This window comes from Neobacillus niacini (assembly GCF_023715785.1).
In the GTDB taxonomy this organism is placed as follows: domain Bacteria; phylum Bacillota; class Bacilli; order Bacillales; family Cytobacillaceae; genus Neobacillus; species Neobacillus niacini_E.
Window position 1 is genome coordinate 117,239 of record NZ_JAMBOX010000006.1, and the last position, 16,814, is coordinate 134,052.

Below are 16,814 nucleotides of genomic sequence, written 5' to 3' on the forward strand. Positions count from 1 at the left end.
TAAAATGGCTGGATCGACTTTAACAATTAAGGATCTGCATGTTGCGATCGATGGGAAAGAAATTTTAAAAGGTGTCAACCTTGAAGTAAAAGGCGGAGAAATCCACGCAATCATGGGTCCAAACGGTACAGGGAAATCTACATTATCCGCTGCCATCATGGGTCACCCAAAATACGAAGTGACCAGTGGCAGCATTACTTTAGATGGTCAAGATGTTCTGGAAATGGAAGTGGATGAGCGTGCGCGTGCCGGTCTATTTCTAGCGATGCAGTATCCAAGTGAAATTAATGGTGTAACCAATGCTGACTTCCTTCGCTCGGCGATTAACAGCCGTCTTGGTGAAGGCAATGAAATTTCATTAATGAAATTCATCCGTAAGATGGATAAGCAAATGGAATACCTTGAAATGGATCTCGATATGGCGCAGCGTTACCTCAACGAAGGGTTCTCCGGTGGTGAGAAAAAGCGTAACGAAATTCTGCAGCTTATGATGCTTGAGCCAAAAATCGCTATATTGGACGAAATTGACTCCGGTCTTGATATTGATGCACTTAAAGTTGTATCCAAGGGTGTCAACCAAATGCGCGGTGAAGACTTTGGCTGCTTAATCATCACTCACTATCAGCGTTTATTAAATTACATCACTCCTGACTATGTCCATGTTATGATGCAAGGCCGTGTCGTTAAATCAGGCGGGCCAGAACTCGCACAACGCCTTGAAGCAGAAGGGTATGACTGGATCAAGCAAGAGCTTGGAATTGAAGATGAAACAGTTGGGCAAGAAGCTTAAAGCTTGAGTTAGGAGGATTAACATGACAATCGAAACTATTGATACTGGTTTTGTTAGCTCTTTTTCAAAAGGGATGAGCGAACCTGCTTGGTTTGAAGAGCTTCGCCTTAAGGCATTGACGCAATTGGAAGAATTGCCGATGCCTAAACCGGATAAAACGAAAATTGATAAATGGAACTTTACCAAATTTAATCGACATACTGTTACAAGTGCTGCCTATGCTTCGTTTGAGGAATTTCCTGAAGAGGTAAAAGCTTTAGTCGACCTTGAAGCGAAAAACCAGAATTTATATATCCAGCGCAACCAGACTCCAGCATTTTTGTCATTGTCACAGGAGTTAAAGGATAAAGGCGTTATTTTTACCGATATATTTACTGCTGCTAGAGAGCATAGCGATCTTTTGAAAAAATATTACATGACACAGGCGATTAATGCTGATGAGCACAAGTTAACAGCGCTTCATGCGGCACTGGTGAATGGCGGGGTGTTCTTATACGTACCAAAGAACGTGGAAATCTCCGAACCAATCCAGGCTGTTTATGTGCATGATGATGCCCAAGCGAATTTGTTTAACCATGTGCTCGTAGTTGCTGACGACAATTCTTCTGTCACATACGTAGAAAACTACATTTCCACGATGGAAGTATCAGATACCTTGGCGAATATTTTAACTGAAGTTATTGCCAATACAAACGTAAGAGTACAATATGGTGCTGTGGACACCCTGGCCAAGGGAATGACCACCTATGTGAACCGTCGCGGTGTTGCCGGCAGAGATTCCCGGATTGAATGGGCACTTGGCCTGATGAATGAAGGCAATACTATTTCCGAAAATACGACCAACCTGCTTGGTGACGGTTCTTATGGCGATACCAAGACGGTTGTTGTCAGCCGTGGAGATCAATCCCAGAACTTTACAACCAAGGTTGTTCATTTTGGCAAACACACGCAAGGAAACATCTTAAACCATGGAGTTGTAAAAGATAGTGCGACTTCTATCTTTAACGGTATCGGCAAAATTGAGCATGGTGCTTCAAAATCCGATGCCGAGCAAACTTCTCGTGTTCTAATGCTTAGTGAAAAAGCACGCGGGGATGCCAACCCAATTCTGTTAATTGATGAAGATGACGTTATGGCAGGACACGCAGCTTCTGTTGGCCGTGTGGATCCAGTTCAGCTTTATTATCTAATGAGCCGGGGGATTCCACAGACAGAGGCAGAGCGCCTAGTCATTCATGGCTTCCTTGCACCAGTCGTAAACCAACTTCCGATTGAGCACGTAAAGAAACAATTAACGGAAGTCATCGAAAGGAAAGTAAGATAATGAATATCCACGATATTCGCAGCCAATTTCCGATACTACATCAAGAGGTTAACGGGAAGCCGCTCGTTTATCTGGACAGCTCTGCCACTTCGCAGAAGCCAATTCAGGTAATCGAAACGATTGAAAAATACTACCGCGAATATAATTCAAATGTCCATCGCGGTGTGCATACACTAGGAACAAGAGCAACTGATGCTTACGAAGGTGCCCGTGAAAAGGTGCGTAAGTTCATCAATGCCAAGTCCACTCAAGAAGTTATTTTTACAAGAGGAACGACGACTTCCATCAACACGGTGGCAGCAAGCTACGCGGCCGCCAACCTGAAGGAAGGCGATGAAATCGTCATTACCTACATGGAACACCACAGCAACATCATTCCGTGGCAGCAGGTGGCAAGACGGACCGGGGCCCAGTTGAAGTACATCCCCCTTCAAGAGGATGGAACCATTTCACTGGATGATGTCCGGGCCACCATCACGGCTAACACAAAAATTGTCTCGGTGATGCAGGTATCCAACGTACTCGGCGTCATTAATCCCGTAAAAGAAATCGCCCAAATTGCCCATGAGCATGGTGCTGTGATGGTCGTCGATGGTGCACAGAGCGCTCCGCATATGAAGATTGATGTGCAGGATCTCGATTGTGATTTTCTTGCTTTCTCTGGCCATAAAATGTGCGGTCCAACTGGAATCGGCGTTCTTTATGGCAAAAAACAGCTGCTTGAAAACATGGAGCCGGTTGAATTTGGCGGCGAAATGATTGATTTCGTAGAACTGTACGAATCGACATGGAAAGAACTGCCGTGGAAATTTGAAGGCGGAACACCGATTATTGCAGGTGCTATTGGTCTCGGTGCGGCGATCGACTTTTTAACTGAAGTCGGCCTTGACAACATTGCGGAGCATGAGCATAAGCTGGCAGCTTATGCGCTTGAAAAAATGGCAACGGTTGAAGGCATGACCATTTATGGTCCGCTTGACCCCGCAAAGCGAGCCGGTCTGGTGACGTTCAATTTAGCGGATGTTCATCCGCATGATGTCGCCACTGTATTGGATGCGGAAGGAATTGCCGTCCGTGCCGGCCATCATTGCGCCCAGCCGCTGATGAGATGGCTGAAGGCTTCGGCTACAGCACGCGCCAGCTTTTACCTTTACAACACCGAAGAAGATATTGATAAACTTGTTGAAGGGCTTGTCAAAACGAAGGAGTATTTCAGCGATGTCTTCTAATTTAGATGCATTATACCGAAGAGTAATTATGGACCATTACAAAAATCCGCGCAATCGCGGGGTTTTGGAGGATGGCAATCATACGATTAACATGAATAACCCAACCTGCGGCGACCGCATTCAGTTGACCCTAAAGGTGGAAGATGGCATAGTGGTTGACGCTAAGCAGGAAGGTGAAGGATGTTCGATTTCTATGTCTTCAGCATCAATGATGACCCAGGCAATCAAAGGCAAAAAAATTGAACAGGCACTAAAGCTGTCCAAGATTTTTTCCGATATGATGCAGGGCAAAGACTATGATGAAGAAGATGTAGATTTAGGCGATATCGAAGCACTTCAGGGCGTATGCAAATTCCCGGCCAGAATCAAGTGCGCAACATTGGCTTGGAAGGCGATGGAAAAGAGCCTAAAAGAAAAGGAACAAGAATAATACGAATTTGGAAGTGGCCGGGGTGCTTGCCGACCTGGTGCTTCCCTCTCGTAAAATAGGAGGAATACGACGATGGCGAAGAAAATGCCGGAGATCGGTGATTATAAATATGGTTTTGCCGATAAAGACGTTTCCATATTCCGCTCAAAGCGTGGTTTGACCCGTGAGATTGTCGAAGAGATTTCAAAAATGAAAGACGAACCGCAGTGGATGCTTGACTTCCGTTTAAAATCTCTTGAGCATTTTTATAAAATGCCAATGCCACAATGGGGCGGCGACTTAAACTCTTTAAACTTCGACGAAATTACCTATTATGTAAAACCATCTGAGAAATCAGAGAAATCATGGGACGAAGTGCCTGAAGAAATCAAAGCGACTTTCGACAAGCTGGGAATTCCTGAAGCCGAGCAAAAATATCTTGCCGGGGTTTCTGCCCAGTATGAGTCTGAAGTTGTTTACCATAACATGAAGGAAGACCTTGAAGCACTTGGAATCGTGTTTAAAGATACCGATTCTGCGCTTAAGGAAAACGAAGAAATTTTCCGCAAGCACTGGGCTACGGTTATTCCGCCAACAGATAACAAGTTTGCTGCGCTTAACTCTGCTGTATGGTCCGGCGGGTCGTTCATTTATGTTCCACCAGGCATTAAAGTGGATACTCCGTTACAGGCGTATTTCCGTATCAACTCAGAAAACATGGGTCAGTTTGAAAGAACACTGATCATTGTTGATGAAGGCGCACATGTACACTATGTTGAGGGCTGTACCGCTCCTGTTTATACAACGAATTCACTTCACAGTGCTGTAGTTGAAATCATTATTAAAAAAGGCGCTTACTGCCGTTATACCACCATCCAAAACTGGGCAAACAACGTTTACAACCTGGTTACCAAGCGCGCGGTCTGTGAAGAAAATGCGACAATGGAATGGATTGACGGTAATATCGGTTCCAAGTTGACGATGAAGTATCCTGCGGTTATTTTAAAAGGCGAAGGCGCCCGCGGTATGACATTGTCGATTGCGATTGCCGGTAAAGGCCAGCACCAGGATGCTGGAGCGAAAATGCTTCACCTGGCGCCGAATACGTCTTCTACGATTGTTTCGAAGTCGATTTCCAAGCATGGCGGTAAAGTAACGTACCGCGGCATCGTCCACTTTGGCCGCAAAGCCGATGGCGCCCGTTCCAACATCGAGTGCGATACGCTGATCATGGATAACCAATCAACTTCTGATACAATTCCTTACAACGAGATCTTGAACGACAACATTTCACTTGAGCACGAAGCGAAGGTTTCCAAAGTTTCCGAAGAGCAGTTGTTCTACTTAATGAGCCGCGGCATTTCCGAGCAGGAAGCAACCGAAATGATCGTCATGGGCTTCATTGAGCCGTTTACAAAAGAACTGCCAATGGAATACGCCGTTGAGATGAATCGATTGATCAAGTTCGAGATGGAAGGATCCATCGGTTAATATTTTGAAAAATGACCCGCTTGCTGGGAATGGCAGGCGGGTTTTTTGGGGTTTGGCGAATACTTTGAGGAATTCGGCGAATAACTCCATCAGTTCGGCGAATATCGAAGCATTTTTGGCGAATACGTTATGTCCGGGCTTAATTGCAAAACGAGAATTTTCAAAATTACAAAAGGGTTATGCTATATTAGTAATAAATGGAGGTGATTTGTTGATTTATATCGGTGTTACAGGCTGGGGTGATCACGACAGTTTATATCCTGGACAAATCTCGCCAAGAGATAAGCTGAAAGAATATGCCGGGCATTTTCCAACAGTCGAAGTTGATACAGCGTTTTACGCCATACAACCCAAACGTAATTCCCTTAAATGGGTCAATGAAACTCCCAAAGGTTTCCAGTTCGTTGTCAAAGCCTATCAAGGGATGACTGGCCATCTTCGTGGCGAAATCCCGTTTGAAAATAAAAAAATCATGTTTCAAGCGTTTAAGGAATCATTAGATCCCTATATAGAGAAAAATAAACTTGCGATGGTTTTGTTTCAATTTCCCCCTTGGTTTGATTTAAAAAGAGAAAATGTCGATTATTTGCGCTGGTGCAAGCAGGAAATGGAGGATGTCTCATGTGCACTAGAATTCCGGCACCAATCATGGTTTGTTCCCCAGTACCGCCAGCAAACACTCGATTTTATGAGGGCAGAAAAATGGATTCACAGCATTTGTGATGAGCCACAATCCGGAGAAGGCTCGGTTCCGACTGTGTTGGAGTCAACCCATCCCGAAAAGGTCCTTGTCCGGTTTCACGGCCGGAATCTACATGGCTGGCAAAAGCGCAATGCCGATAATTGGCGTGAGGTGCGCTACCTTTACAGGTATAATCAACAGGAACTGAAGGAATGGGCAGGCCATGTTCGTTCATTGGAGGAAGTATGCAAAGACGTCTTTCTTCTGTTTAATAACAACTCCGGCGGCGATGCGGCAGACAACGCAAAGCAAATGATAGAGTTACTACATATTGAATATGATGGGCTTGCTCCCCGCCAGCTGGATTTATTTTGATGTTTGCTTAATAAGGATTAACGACCAAATGGTGAAAGAAAGTACTGCACGGGTCGATAAGAAGGGTTCTAAACGACCGAAGGGTGAAAGAATTGTGCTGCTCGGTCGATAAGAAGGGTTCTAAACGACCGAAGGGTGAAAAAATGAAGCTGCTCGGTCGATAAGAAGGGTTTTAAACGACCGAAGGGTGAAAGAATGGAGCCGCTCGGTCGATAAGAAGGGTTCTAAACGACCGAAGGGTGAAAAAATGGAGCTGCTCGGTCGATAAGAAGGGTTTTAAACGACCGAAGAGTGAAAGAATGGAGCTGCTCGGTCGATAAGAAGGGTTTTAAACGACCGAAGAGTGAAAGAATGGAGCTGCTCGGTCGATAAGAAGGGGTCGGCGTCTATCTCAATACCCGTCTAAATGCAAATGAATAGTCTGGATTTTACGGGCTATCCTGCTGGTTGTCGGGATTCGAAAAACTCATCAAGGAATGGAAGGCTAATGGAAAAAATTTATCTTTACCATACCAATGATTTACATAGCCATTTGGAAAATTGGCCGCGAATCAAGCAATTTTTACAAAAACAGCAAAAGCTGCACCAGGAAAGCGGGGAAGACAGTTTCCTGTTTGACATCGGTGATTTCATCGACCGCTGGCATCCATATACGGAGGCAACAATGGGCAAAGGAAATATAGCGCTATTAAATGAATGCTGCTATACTGCCGCCACAATTGGCAATAATGAGGGCGTCAATCTGCCTCACGACGATTTGGACAAGCTTTATAAGCATGCCGACTTTGATGTCCTTGTCGCGAATTTCTTTAATAAAGACGGCTCTTATCCTGACTGGGTAAAGCCTTATAAAATTTATCAGACGCCAACAGGAACAAAAGTCGGTGTTCTCGGGTTAACGGCCATGTTTGCCCAGCTTTACGATCAACTGGACTGGGAGCTGACAGAACCAATCGAGGAATTAAAAAAATGGGTTAAACAGCTTAAACAGGAGTCGGATTTGGTAATCCTTCTATCACATTTGGGCCTTCGGGACGATGAGAGGATTGCTTCCGAGTTCCCTGAAATTGATGTCATTTTGGGCGCCCATACCCATCATGTGCTGGAGACCGGAGAGATGGTCGGCGACACTCTTATCGGGGCAGCGGGTAAGTATGGCTATTACGTTGGCCAGGTCATACTCGAGATAAACGACCAAAGGACGATCAGCAGTAAAAGTGCCTTACTTTTTAACGTGAACGACCTCCCGCCTGTCAAAAATGAGGAGAGAGAGATTCAGTTATTTTTTGATAAAGGAAAAGATCTGTTATCACAGACCATTACGACTCTCCAGAGGCCGTTGGCAGCTGAACCTTTTAAGAAAACGGACTTGGGCTTGTTGTTATGCCGCGCGGTAAAGGAATGGTGCCAGGCTGATTGTGCAATGATTAATGCAGGGCTGCTGTTGGGGCCGCTGGCAGGCGATGTAACGAAGTATGATTTGCTCACAATTTGCCCGCATCCGATCAATCCATGTGTTGTCGAGATAACCGGGGAGGAATTAATCGCTGTTATCGAAGAATCATTAGATGAAACCCTCCATCATCGGCATATAAAAGGCCTGGGATTCCGAGGCGATAAATTGGGGATATTCATTTATGACGGGGTTGAATTCGTGGAGGGAAGGGTCCTAATTGGAGGAATGGAGCCTGCTCCAGAAAAAACATACACCTTAGCTTTGCCTGATATGTTTACATTCGGCCATTTTTTCAAGAGGGTTATTCCGCAAAAGGCCAAAAATTATTTTCTGCCGGAATTCATGCGCGATCTGCTGAAATGGAAGCTGCAGTCAATGTCCTAAATTGGGACACACGCTTTTTAACCTGCTTTCATACTGTGTTAGTAGGGAAAGGAGTGTGGAATCCTTTGATTAATCTATCACCAGTTGAAATTGAAGGCCATACGTTTTTGGCCGTTTCGGTGTTACTTCCTAAAACTACCCTGCTTGTCGTGACAAGCGAAAAAGGATATATTATGTGCGGTGCTTTGGATGTCGGGTTACTGAATGAAAAGTTAAAGGACCTCAAAGTCATTGCTGGCAGGGCTGTTGGCGTGCGGACGATTGAGCAGCTGTTAGATGCTCCGCTGGAGTCTGTAACACTCGAGGCAGAAAATTTGGGAATCAAGAAAGGGATGATCGGCAAGGACGCCTTGCTGAAAATGCTGTAAAAAGTCTGCCTTTAAGGCAGGCTTTTATTTTTACCCTACTTGTTCAAACATTAGTGGGCTAGACCACCTCCTTAAAGCATACATATAGCTTGAAGGGGTGATTTTTTTGGCAAAGTTTCGCAGAAGGCTATCAAAGCGTGGACCATTGCCCTTCCGCTATGTCATTCTAATAACAATCGTATTTTTTCTGTTTACGACCGCTATTGGAATCTTGCTTGTCAACAAGGGAATCGAACCGACTTTGATGCGATATGCAACATCTGAAACCCGAAATATTGCATCCCTTGTTATTAATAGAGCCATTACAAAACGAACAACCAATGTGGGGGAAAATAATAATGTCATCCAAATTATCCCCAGTGCAGATGGCTCGAAAGAAAATGCGCAATTAAATACAGATTTGATTAATAGGGTTTTAGCTGAAACAACAGCACAAATTCAAAAAAACTTAAAGTCTGCCAAAGCAGGCAATATTGCCTCATTGGAGCAGTTAACCGACGTGGAAATTGAGACAGAAGACACCTCGTCAGAAGATGGGATTGTATGGTATGTTCCGCTCGGGCAAGCCACCAATATCACTTTATTGGGGAACCTCGGTCCGAAAATCCCAGTTAAATTTCATGCTATCGGTGAGGTTGAACCTGATGTTCATATCGAAACGGAGCCAATTGGAATCAACAACACGTGGATTAAAGTTTCGGTAGAGATCGAAGTATCTGTGCAAATTATTACCCCATTTGCAACAGAGATTACAAAGCTAAAGCAGACCATACCTGTGGGCGGCACCTTGATACAGGGGGAAGTCCCGCAATTTTATAATAGCGGCGGAGATTCAACGCTTTCCATTCCTGTTCCGGAAAAGAAAGCAAAACCAACAAAAAAATCAGGAGGAGAATAAAGGACTGTCCATTTTGTGCGGACAGTCCTATTTCTTCACGGCACGGGCCCGTTCAAGCCGTTTCCATTTTGCCAAATGCGGATACGGATCAAAAGACCATTCGGTAATTCCGTTGTCCTTATACATCCCATAGTGCAAATGCGGCGGGAATTTCCCGGAGGTTCCTGGTGGTCCATAGCCGGAGCTTCCTACTCCGCCAATCAGCATGCCAGGTTCAACAATTTGCCCAACCTTCAAATCCTTCGCAAAGCCGCTTAGATGGGCAAAGTAATGATAGTTGTTGTTAATATCTCGAATTCCGATTCTCCAGCCGCCAAACTTGTTCCAGCCCTTGATTTCAATGACACCGTAACAGGTGGCCCTGACCGGAACGCCGTATCCGGCGAAAATGTCGGTGCCTTCATGAATTCTGCGTCCCCCCCAGCCGCGGGCGTCTCCCCACGTGCTGCGATAGCTATGATTGCTGCGGAGCGGAACAGGAAATACGTTTGCATCCAAATTAAGCCGTCCATAATGGCGGTAGATTTTTGCGTAATTGGCAATGCTGCCTACTGTTCGGTCGCGGCGGTAATAATTCCATAACCCGATTTTAATATTATCATGGTCAACACCATAAGAAAGAAGGTACTTGGCAAATGCATATAAGACATCCTCGTCGCTTTTGAGGCTAGCCTTTCCATCACCATCCCCATCAACACCCATTCCATGAAAAAAAGAGATGATTGCAGGGTCTTCCTCGGCAAGGTTCGGGTTGGTCAATCCTACCCATACCTCAGGCTTAAAATAGATGGCGATAAGACGATCCGGCTTAGGCAAGTCACGACGAACGTTACGCACATTTCGTTCATATTGATCAATTGCCGCCAGGTAGTACCATGGAATTTGCGTAACTGTTTCAACTTTTTTATAAAGCTCCATTCGTTCCCAATAAGGGTCGATTTCACTGGCATAAGCATTTCTTGGAACAATTATTGAAGTAAAGAACAAAAGGAACGTTCCAATCATCAGAACAGCCCTCACAGGAATCATCCTTCCCTTTAAATGTACAAAATTAGTTTATGGAACCTAGGAAATTTCATAATGGTTAATATATGGTAATCAAAAGGTATTCGCCGGATTTGGTGAGTATTTCGCCAAACTTAGGCGTATTTTCGCCGAACTTGAGGATGTTTTCGCCGAACTTATGGAGTATTTCGTCGAATTCACATCGTATTTGCCAAACCTCTTTTGAAGCCCCGCAAACAAACCCCTTCGCTTGTCGTTCCATCCCCGGTATGTTAAAGTGACAAAAGAAGATGTTGTTTTTGATCATATAAGGGGTGTAATCATGAGCAAGCAAGAAGAAATTTTACGAAAACCGGAATGGTTAAAAATAAAGCTAAATACAAATGAGTCTTACACTGGCTTAAAAAAATTAATGAGGGAAAAAAATCTACATACGGTATGTGAGGAAGCGCGCTGCCCGAATATCCATGAATGCTGGGGGGCAAGAAGGACGGCAACGTTTATGATTCTTGGCGACACTTGTACCAGAGCCTGCCGTTTCTGCGCAGTAAAAACTGGCCTGCCGACCGAACTTGATTTGCAGGAGCCGGAACGGGTTGCAGACTCGGTTCAGCTTATGAACCTGAAGCATGTGGTCGTCACTGCTGTGGCCCGCGATGACCTGAAGGATGGCGGTGCAGCCGTTTTTGCAGAAACCATCAGGGCAATTCGCCGCAAGAATCCATTTACCAGCATTGAAGTGCTTCCGTCAGATATGGGCGGAAAAGAAGAAAATTTGAAAATGCTGATGGATGCGAAGCCGGATATTCTGAATCACAATATTGAAACTGTCAGACGTTTAACTCCAAGAGTCCGCGCCCGGGCCAAATATGATCGTTCTCTTGAGTTCCTGCGCCGCGCCAAAGAAATGCAGCCAAGCATCCCGACTAAATCCAGCCTGATGATTGGCCTTGGGGAGACAAAGGAAGAGATTATCGAGGTCATGGACGACCTGCGCGCGAACAATGTGGATATCATGACGATTGGCCAGTACCTGCAGCCAACCAAAGGTCACTTAAAGGTTGAAAAATATTACAGCCCAGCTGAATTTAATGAACTGCGGGAGATTGCTCTCAGCAAAGGCTTCAGTCACTGTGAAGCAGGTCCGCTCGTCCGTTCTTCATACCACGCCGATGAGCAAGTCAATGCTGCTGCAAAGCATAAACAGATGCTTGGAGAGCATACACAAAACGCCCAGGAAGCATAAAGAAATAAAGGAGTTCGGCCCATTACTCGGGTCAGAACTCCTTTTTATAATCCAGCTCCAGCACCTAGCCCCTCGAGGTCTTAAGCCGTCCCCCTCGAGGGCAGGCCCATCCTGCGGGTTACGTCTTAAGCTTATCGGGGCTGATCGAGGCGCTTCCGCTTTTTAAATTATCGATTTGTCATTGTCCGGTTAGAATCATCCGGTGTTAGGCCATTTTCGTCCTCACTGTCGTTCATCCGGTAGCCCTGCGGTGATTTTTTCATTTGTTTTATTACCTGATTGACCGAGTCGCGCGCTTTTCTATTGGTTGAATCAAAGCTTGCCAAATTTTCGACATCCTGCATTAAGGCTTTATTGTCACTGACATACACATGGTAAAATCTTGGGACGACAGACATGGCGGTTCTTTTTACCTGATCGGCTGTCATTTTGCGATCCTTTGAATTGGTATCATAGGCCACCAATACTTCCTGGTCGGTAACAAGGGTCGCAACATCGCTGACATGTGGAATATTGACACTTAACTTGCTGATAACGTTAGCTACCTGTTCGCGGTCAAGCGCTGAATAGGTGTCATTGGCGGTGTTGTCGTTCATCAAAGGGCTTTTCTGATGACGGACAAACCCATAGGAGGTACTGACGTTGCGAACATCCTTTGCTGCTCCCTCACGGTAAAGTTCGTGGCGTTTATTGTTTACATTAATGGTATTGCCGCTTTCCTCATAGACATCGCGGTTGGCCGTGTCCTTCTGGCAGCCGGCGAGCGCTGTCAGCGTACACAGTCCCGCGATTACGACTAGCTTTTTCAATGTGAAAACACCTCCTTTTATTAGAATTTCCATACGGGATGTTTTTTTTCTTAGTAATTCATGGTGAATCGGTTATAATGGAGTTTAGAACCGCTGGCAAAAAAGAGGTGACAAGGTATGGTAACGATCAATAATTTACATTACGAACTGGTGCAGGAGTTTCGCGACGGCTTTAACGAGGATGCGCTGAAAGCCAGGTATAGCGATATTCTGTCCAGATATGACTACATTGTCGGTGATTGGGGATACGGCCAGCTTCGCCTGAAAGGCTTCTTTGATGACCAAAACCAAAAAGCAACCTTTGATACAAAAATCAGTACATTAAGCGAATACCTTTATGAATACTGTAATTTTGGCTGTGCTTATTTTGTGTTGAAAAAGGTAAAAAAATAAAACGAAGGGCAAATGCTCCTTCGTTTTTTACGCTTCATTATTATTATACGGTGCCTGTTCATCGGTTGATTTATTATCATGCGGTGGATGGGCGCCTGGCACTTGCCGAGGGAGATCTTGGTGCAGCGATTTAAATTCGTAATTAAAGCTGCTGTAGCGGCGCTGCCCTTCCTTCCAAGGGGTGCTTTTCAATTCAACGGGTTCATTTTGCCTGAATGGCGACCCAAAGGGCCCGTCGGGGAATTCTTCAGCAGTCAGATAATTCCGCTGTTTTTCCACATTGGAAAAATCACCGTACTTCTCAGCATCCTTTTCAGCCATGTGGCTCACTCCTTTTTTCTATAGTATCTCTAAAGGAGCGAGAAAGCATGAGCTTATTTAGATGATTTCAATCAGAAAAGATTTCAATTCCTCTGCTTCTTCTTCATTCAATTGAAAGGCATACTCCAAGTAGCCCTCTTCCTGCAAGTCATCCTGGCCAATAATCGCAAAACGGTTTCCCTGCATATTTAAAACAAGCGACTTGCCATAATGGCGGTCGGATTTGATGATGGCTAAATCATAGCGCTGGTTTTCACCCACAAAGCTGACAAACCTTGTCCTTGTATTTTCCGTATCATCATATAAGAAAAAACGATCTACCATAACAGTCTCCTTTATCAGTCCTATTGAACACCTTCTATCATATCAAAATAATCTTGAGGAAGGGAAGCTTTGAGGATTTTCCCAACATAGTCTGAAAAAAATGCTGTAAAAAAAATAGAATAATGTAAAAATATGTTACAATATACCTAACTATGATGTCTGAAGCTAAAGAGGGAAACTTATGATCCGCCGCTCCATCGACAAAGTGAAAGAAATAATGCAATGGGGAAAGCTTCTGTTGCCTCTTTCTTCATTACGATTTTATCCGCCTAAATTCGTGCTGCGAAATCCAGTATTAGAGGGAGTCGTCACCGCTTTTCAAACGGGACATGAGGTGGCCGTTATTGTGTTTAATCTGCAAAATGTCGCCGAGTTGGCCGAACAGCTTGGGGAGAACCAGCATCGTCATTTGCAAAGGCAGATTAAGAAGGCATTTAGGGAAGTTGTAATAGAAGAACTGGATGAACAGGATATTATCTCCCTTCATGATTATTATGGGGATGGACTTACCTTAGTCGTTCAGGTGGATCATGATTGCCATTACATATCCGAAATGGACCGAATCATGAAGAACTTGACAAACCAGGTGGAAAAAAGGCTGCATAAGCTTTACCAATCGATTCAGCTTCAGTTTGAAACGGGTTATATGTTCGTTGACAAAAAACATTACTCGATTCAGGAATCGATGGAAAAAGCGCAGCGGCAGGCGATTGCCATGGCCGAGAAAAGACTTGCCGCCAAATATGACAGCATGTTTTATACAATCAATAAAATTATTTCCCAAAAGAATATTAAGCTGCTGGCACAGCCGATTATTGATGTTGCCACAAATGAAATCCGGGCGTGGGAAATGCTGACCCGCGGTCCAAAAGGAACGGCGTTGGAGAGTCCTTTGCCGTTATTTTCCGTTGCCAGACAGACTGGGACGCTCTATGAACTAGAAATGATTGTCCTTGAAAAAGCGTTGGAACAAATAAAGGCAGCCAAATGCCGTGATGATGTCTTCATTAATTTTACTCCGATCACACTTGGGAACATTCGCTTCACCAGGGATGTAAAAATTCTGCTCCAGCGCGTTCGCACCATTCTGCCGACACAGATCATCATTGAAGTAACGGAAAATGATTCAATCGAAGGGCTCAAAGATTTCATTTATAATATAAAAATGTTACGATTAATGGGGTTCCGAATTGCAATTGATGATACAGGTGCCGGATATTCCAATTTGAGTACGATTAGTGAGATTATGCCTGATATCATTAAAATTGACCGATCCCTTATTTCAGATATCGATAAAAATTCTTTAAAGGAATCCATGCTTAAGGGGTTATTGCTGGTGGCTAGGGAAGCAGGTTCCCTCGTTGTTGCCGAAGGAATCGAAAGTGAGGAGGAAGCCTCAGTCCTGACCCGCAATAAGGTTGACCTCGCCCAAGGCAATTTTTACGCTCCGCCAACGGTGTTGATGAGGGAAATGGCAACGTAGATTGATGATGATGAAGGAAGTGGAGTACATGTATTTTGTAGACCGGGAAAAAATTGAAACTACATTAGTGTATTTGGAAACGCAAACTAAGCTTTTCTCGGAGGTCAAGGAATGGTCCACACCGCTAGAAACAGCCGCTTTGGAGCGGGTGGCGCAGATGATGCTGGAGTCCGTATTGGATGTTGGCAATTCCATGATTGACGGATTTATCATGCGTGACCCGGGAAGCTATGAAGATATCATTGACATTTTAATGGATGAAAAAGTTATCAGTGGAGAAACTGGCAGCAGCTTGAAAACCTTGATTGGGTTTCGCAAAATGCTTGTTCAATTTTATACAGAAATAGATCATTCGGAACTAATCCGACAATTTTCTAAGAATTTGCCGGCCTTGGGTCTTTTTGCGGCAAATGTCCGTGATTATTTGACAAATGAACTAGGACCGGTATCCGCTTTTAAAAACTAAGACCGCCGAACGGTCTTTTTCTTTTATGGGAGAAGCTAATTTCAGAGGTGATTTTATTTGAAAAAATATAATGGCTATTTAATTGATTTGGACGGGACGATGTATCGAGGCACAGAGCGGATTGAGGCTGCTTCCGATTTTGTCAAAAAGTTAAAAGAAAAAGGGATTCCTTACTTGTTTGTGACCAACAATTCATCCCGGACGCCGGCCCAGGTTGCCAAAAAACTGCTCGACTTTGACATTCCGGCTTCCGAGGAGCTTGTGTTTACGACAAGCCAGGCAGCAGCAAATTACATATATGAGTTAAACCCAGGTGGTACAGTCTATGTGATTGGGGAAGAGGGAATTAGAACGTCGCTCGAGGAAAAAGGGTTCCAGTTCGCCGGGGAAGATGCCGATTTTGTTGTTGTCGGAATAGACCGGGAAATCAGTTATGAAAAATTGGCCGTGGCCTGCCTTGCCGTCCGCAATGGGGCGACATTTATCTCGACTAACGGTGACATTGCGATTCCGACAGAGCGTGGGCTCCTTCCGGGAAATGGATCATTGACGTCTGTCATTGCCGTTTCCACACAAACTAAGCCTATCTTTATCGGAAAGCCTGAATCCATCATTATGGAACAGGCGTTAAAGGTGTTGGGAACAGCCAAAGAAGATACATTGATGGTTGGCGATTATTACGATACCGACATTCTTGCGGGCATGAATGCCGGAATGGATACTTTATTGGTTCATACCGGAGTCACAACGAAAGAATTGTTGAAGGGTTACGAGCAACAGCCAACTTATACAGTTGACACTTTGGACCATTGGGAACCATAAAAAGGATGGCACATCGCCATCCTTTTTAATAACTTATTCAACATTCGCTGCACGGTGCGCTAATCTGCTCGATGCCGCAGCAGCAATCGCGCCGACAATGTCATCTAAAAACGTATGGCACTCGCCGGTAGATTTATCATTTAAATGAGCCAATATTCCAGGTTTTTGTTTATCGATGTAGCCGTAGTTCGTGAAACCGATTGAACCGTACACATTCACAATGGAGAATGCGAGGATTTCATCGACTCCATAAAGGCTTTCGTCGGTGGCAATGATCGATTGAAGCGGCTCCTCAAGCATGCCCTTCTCTGCAAGAATGTCTAACTGGATGCCCGTGATAATCGCATTTTGCACCTCGCGTTTTGAAAGTACTTTTTCCACGTTTTCGATGCAATCTTCCATTTTTAAATTTTCGTGGTATTTTTCCTGCAAATAGAAAACTAAATCGGCGATGTCCTGTACTTCAACGCCCCTTTCTTTCAACCATTTGCGTGCTTTATCCTCTACGTGATTAATCTTTTTGTCAGCTGCCATTCCTC

At 44.6% G+C, this 16,814-nt stretch carries 19 protein-coding genes; 14 read left to right on the top strand and 5 right to left on the bottom strand.

The annotated features are described in order from the left end of the window. Positions 1–4: 4 nt before the first annotated feature. The 9 genes from sufC to yunB all read left to right on the top strand — a co-directional run bounded on the left by sufC (position 5) and on the right by yunB (position 9,406). Positions 5–790, top strand: a complete 786-nt coding sequence (gene sufC / locus M3234_RS13005) for a Fe-S cluster assembly ATPase SufC (RefSeq protein WP_262305124.1) — start codon at positions 5–7, stop codon at positions 788–790. 22 nt (positions 791–812) lie between these two features. Further along, a complete protein-coding gene (gene sufD, locus M3234_RS13010; RefSeq protein ID WP_262305125.1) occupies positions 813–2,114 on the top strand; it encodes a Fe-S cluster assembly protein SufD in 1,302 nt (433 codons plus the stop codon). Continuing rightward, entirely contained in the window at positions 2,114–3,343 is a 1,230-nt protein-coding gene (locus M3234_RS13015; protein WP_262305126.1) for a cysteine desulfurase, read from the top strand. Before sufD ends, M3234_RS13015 begins: the two co-directional genes overlap by 1 nt. Further along, on the top strand, positions 3,333–3,773 hold the full coding sequence (sufU, locus tag M3234_RS13020; RefSeq protein WP_262305127.1) for a Fe-S cluster assembly sulfur transfer protein SufU: 441 nt from the start codon (positions 3,333–3,335) through the stop codon (positions 3,771–3,773). The genes M3234_RS13015 and sufU overlap by 11 nt, the downstream gene beginning before the upstream one ends. A 72-nt stretch (positions 3,774–3,845) precedes the next feature. Continuing rightward, on the top strand, positions 3,846–5,243 hold the full coding sequence (gene sufB, locus M3234_RS13025; RefSeq protein ID WP_066314287.1) for a Fe-S cluster assembly protein SufB: 1,398 nt from the start codon (positions 3,846–3,848) through the stop codon (positions 5,241–5,243). 211 nt (positions 5,244–5,454) lie between these two features. Beyond that, positions 5,455–6,300 carry a DUF72 domain-containing protein gene (locus M3234_RS13030; RefSeq protein ID WP_262305268.1) on the top strand — a complete coding sequence of 282 codons (846 nt, stop codon included), beginning with the start codon at positions 5,455–5,457 and terminating at the stop codon, positions 6,298–6,300. Between the two features lie 487 nt (positions 6,301–6,787). Then, positions 6,788–8,140 (top strand): bifunctional metallophosphatase/5'-nucleotidase, encoded by a 1,353-nt coding sequence (locus M3234_RS13035; RefSeq protein WP_262305128.1) that lies wholly within the window; start codon positions 6,788–6,790, stop codon positions 8,138–8,140. Between the two features lie 65 nt (positions 8,141–8,205). Beyond that, positions 8,206–8,508: a YunC family protein gene (locus M3234_RS13040; protein ID WP_262305129.1), complete on the top strand. Its 303-nt coding sequence runs from the start codon at positions 8,206–8,208 to the stop codon at positions 8,506–8,508. Positions 8,509–8,614: 106 nt separating this feature from the next. After that, positions 8,615–9,406, top strand: coding sequence for a sporulation protein YunB (yunB, locus tag M3234_RS13045; protein WP_262305130.1), 792 nt, complete (start codon positions 8,615–8,617; stop codon positions 9,404–9,406). Positions 9,407–9,433: 27 nt separating this feature from the next. Here yunB and M3234_RS13050 read toward each other — a convergent pair whose 3' ends face one another. Next, positions 9,434–10,426, bottom strand: a complete 993-nt coding sequence (locus M3234_RS13050) for a M23 family metallopeptidase (protein WP_396953951.1) — start codon at positions 10,424–10,426, stop codon at positions 9,434–9,436. A 292-nt stretch (positions 10,427–10,718) separates the two neighbouring features. Here M3234_RS13050 and lipA point away from each other — a divergent pair, with 292 nt between their 5' ends. Next, positions 10,719–11,657 carry a lipoyl synthase gene (gene lipA, locus M3234_RS13055; protein ID WP_311315654.1) on the top strand — a complete coding sequence of 313 codons (939 nt, stop codon included), beginning with the start codon at positions 10,719–10,721 and terminating at the stop codon, positions 11,655–11,657. Positions 11,658–11,824: 167 nt separating this feature from the next. Here the strand turns inward: lipA and M3234_RS13060 are convergent, their stop codons facing one another. Next, positions 11,825–12,466: a YhcN/YlaJ family sporulation lipoprotein gene (locus M3234_RS13060; protein WP_262305132.1), complete on the bottom strand. Its 642-nt coding sequence runs from the start codon at positions 12,464–12,466 to the stop codon at positions 11,825–11,827. 117 nt (positions 12,467–12,583) lie between these two features. Here M3234_RS13060 and M3234_RS13065 point away from each other — a divergent pair, with 117 nt between their 5' ends. Then, positions 12,584–12,859: a YutD family protein gene (locus M3234_RS13065; RefSeq protein ID WP_066314267.1), complete on the top strand. Its 276-nt coding sequence runs from the start codon at positions 12,584–12,586 to the stop codon at positions 12,857–12,859. A gap of 27 nt (positions 12,860–12,886) precedes the next feature. Here the strand turns inward: M3234_RS13065 and M3234_RS13070 are convergent, their stop codons facing one another. Both M3234_RS13070 and M3234_RS13075 read right to left on the bottom strand, forming a co-directional pair. Then, positions 12,887–13,180 carry a cytosolic protein gene (locus M3234_RS13070; protein ID WP_262305133.1) on the bottom strand — a complete coding sequence of 98 codons (294 nt, stop codon included), beginning with the start codon at positions 13,178–13,180 and terminating at the stop codon, positions 12,887–12,889. Between the two features lie 57 nt (positions 13,181–13,237). Continuing rightward, positions 13,238–13,504, bottom strand: a complete 267-nt coding sequence (locus M3234_RS13075) for a DUF3055 domain-containing protein (RefSeq protein WP_262305134.1) — start codon at positions 13,502–13,504, stop codon at positions 13,238–13,240. A 181-nt stretch (positions 13,505–13,685) separates the two neighbouring features. Here M3234_RS13075 and M3234_RS13080 point away from each other — a divergent pair, with 181 nt between their 5' ends. The 3 genes from M3234_RS13080 to M3234_RS13090 are packed head-to-tail and all read left to right on the top strand — an operon-like array spanning position 13,686 to position 16,275. Continuing rightward, complete coding sequence (locus M3234_RS13080) at positions 13,686–14,987, top strand: EAL domain-containing protein (RefSeq protein WP_262305135.1); 1,302 nt, start codon at positions 13,686–13,688, stop codon at positions 14,985–14,987. 28 nt (positions 14,988–15,015) lie between these two features. Continuing rightward, positions 15,016–15,453 (top strand): DUF86 domain-containing protein, encoded by a 438-nt coding sequence (locus M3234_RS13085; RefSeq protein WP_262305136.1) that lies wholly within the window; start codon positions 15,016–15,018, stop codon positions 15,451–15,453. Positions 15,454–15,510: 57 nt separating this feature from the next. Then, a complete protein-coding gene (locus M3234_RS13090; RefSeq protein WP_262305137.1) occupies positions 15,511–16,275 on the top strand; it encodes a TIGR01457 family HAD-type hydrolase in 765 nt (254 codons plus the stop codon). 33 nt (positions 16,276–16,308) lie between these two features. Here M3234_RS13090 and M3234_RS13095 read toward each other — a convergent pair whose 3' ends face one another. After that, positions 16,309–16,809 (bottom strand): phosphatidylglycerophosphatase A family protein, encoded by a 501-nt coding sequence (locus M3234_RS13095; RefSeq protein WP_262305138.1) that lies wholly within the window; start codon positions 16,807–16,809, stop codon positions 16,309–16,311. Positions 16,810–16,814 lie beyond the last annotated feature (5 nt).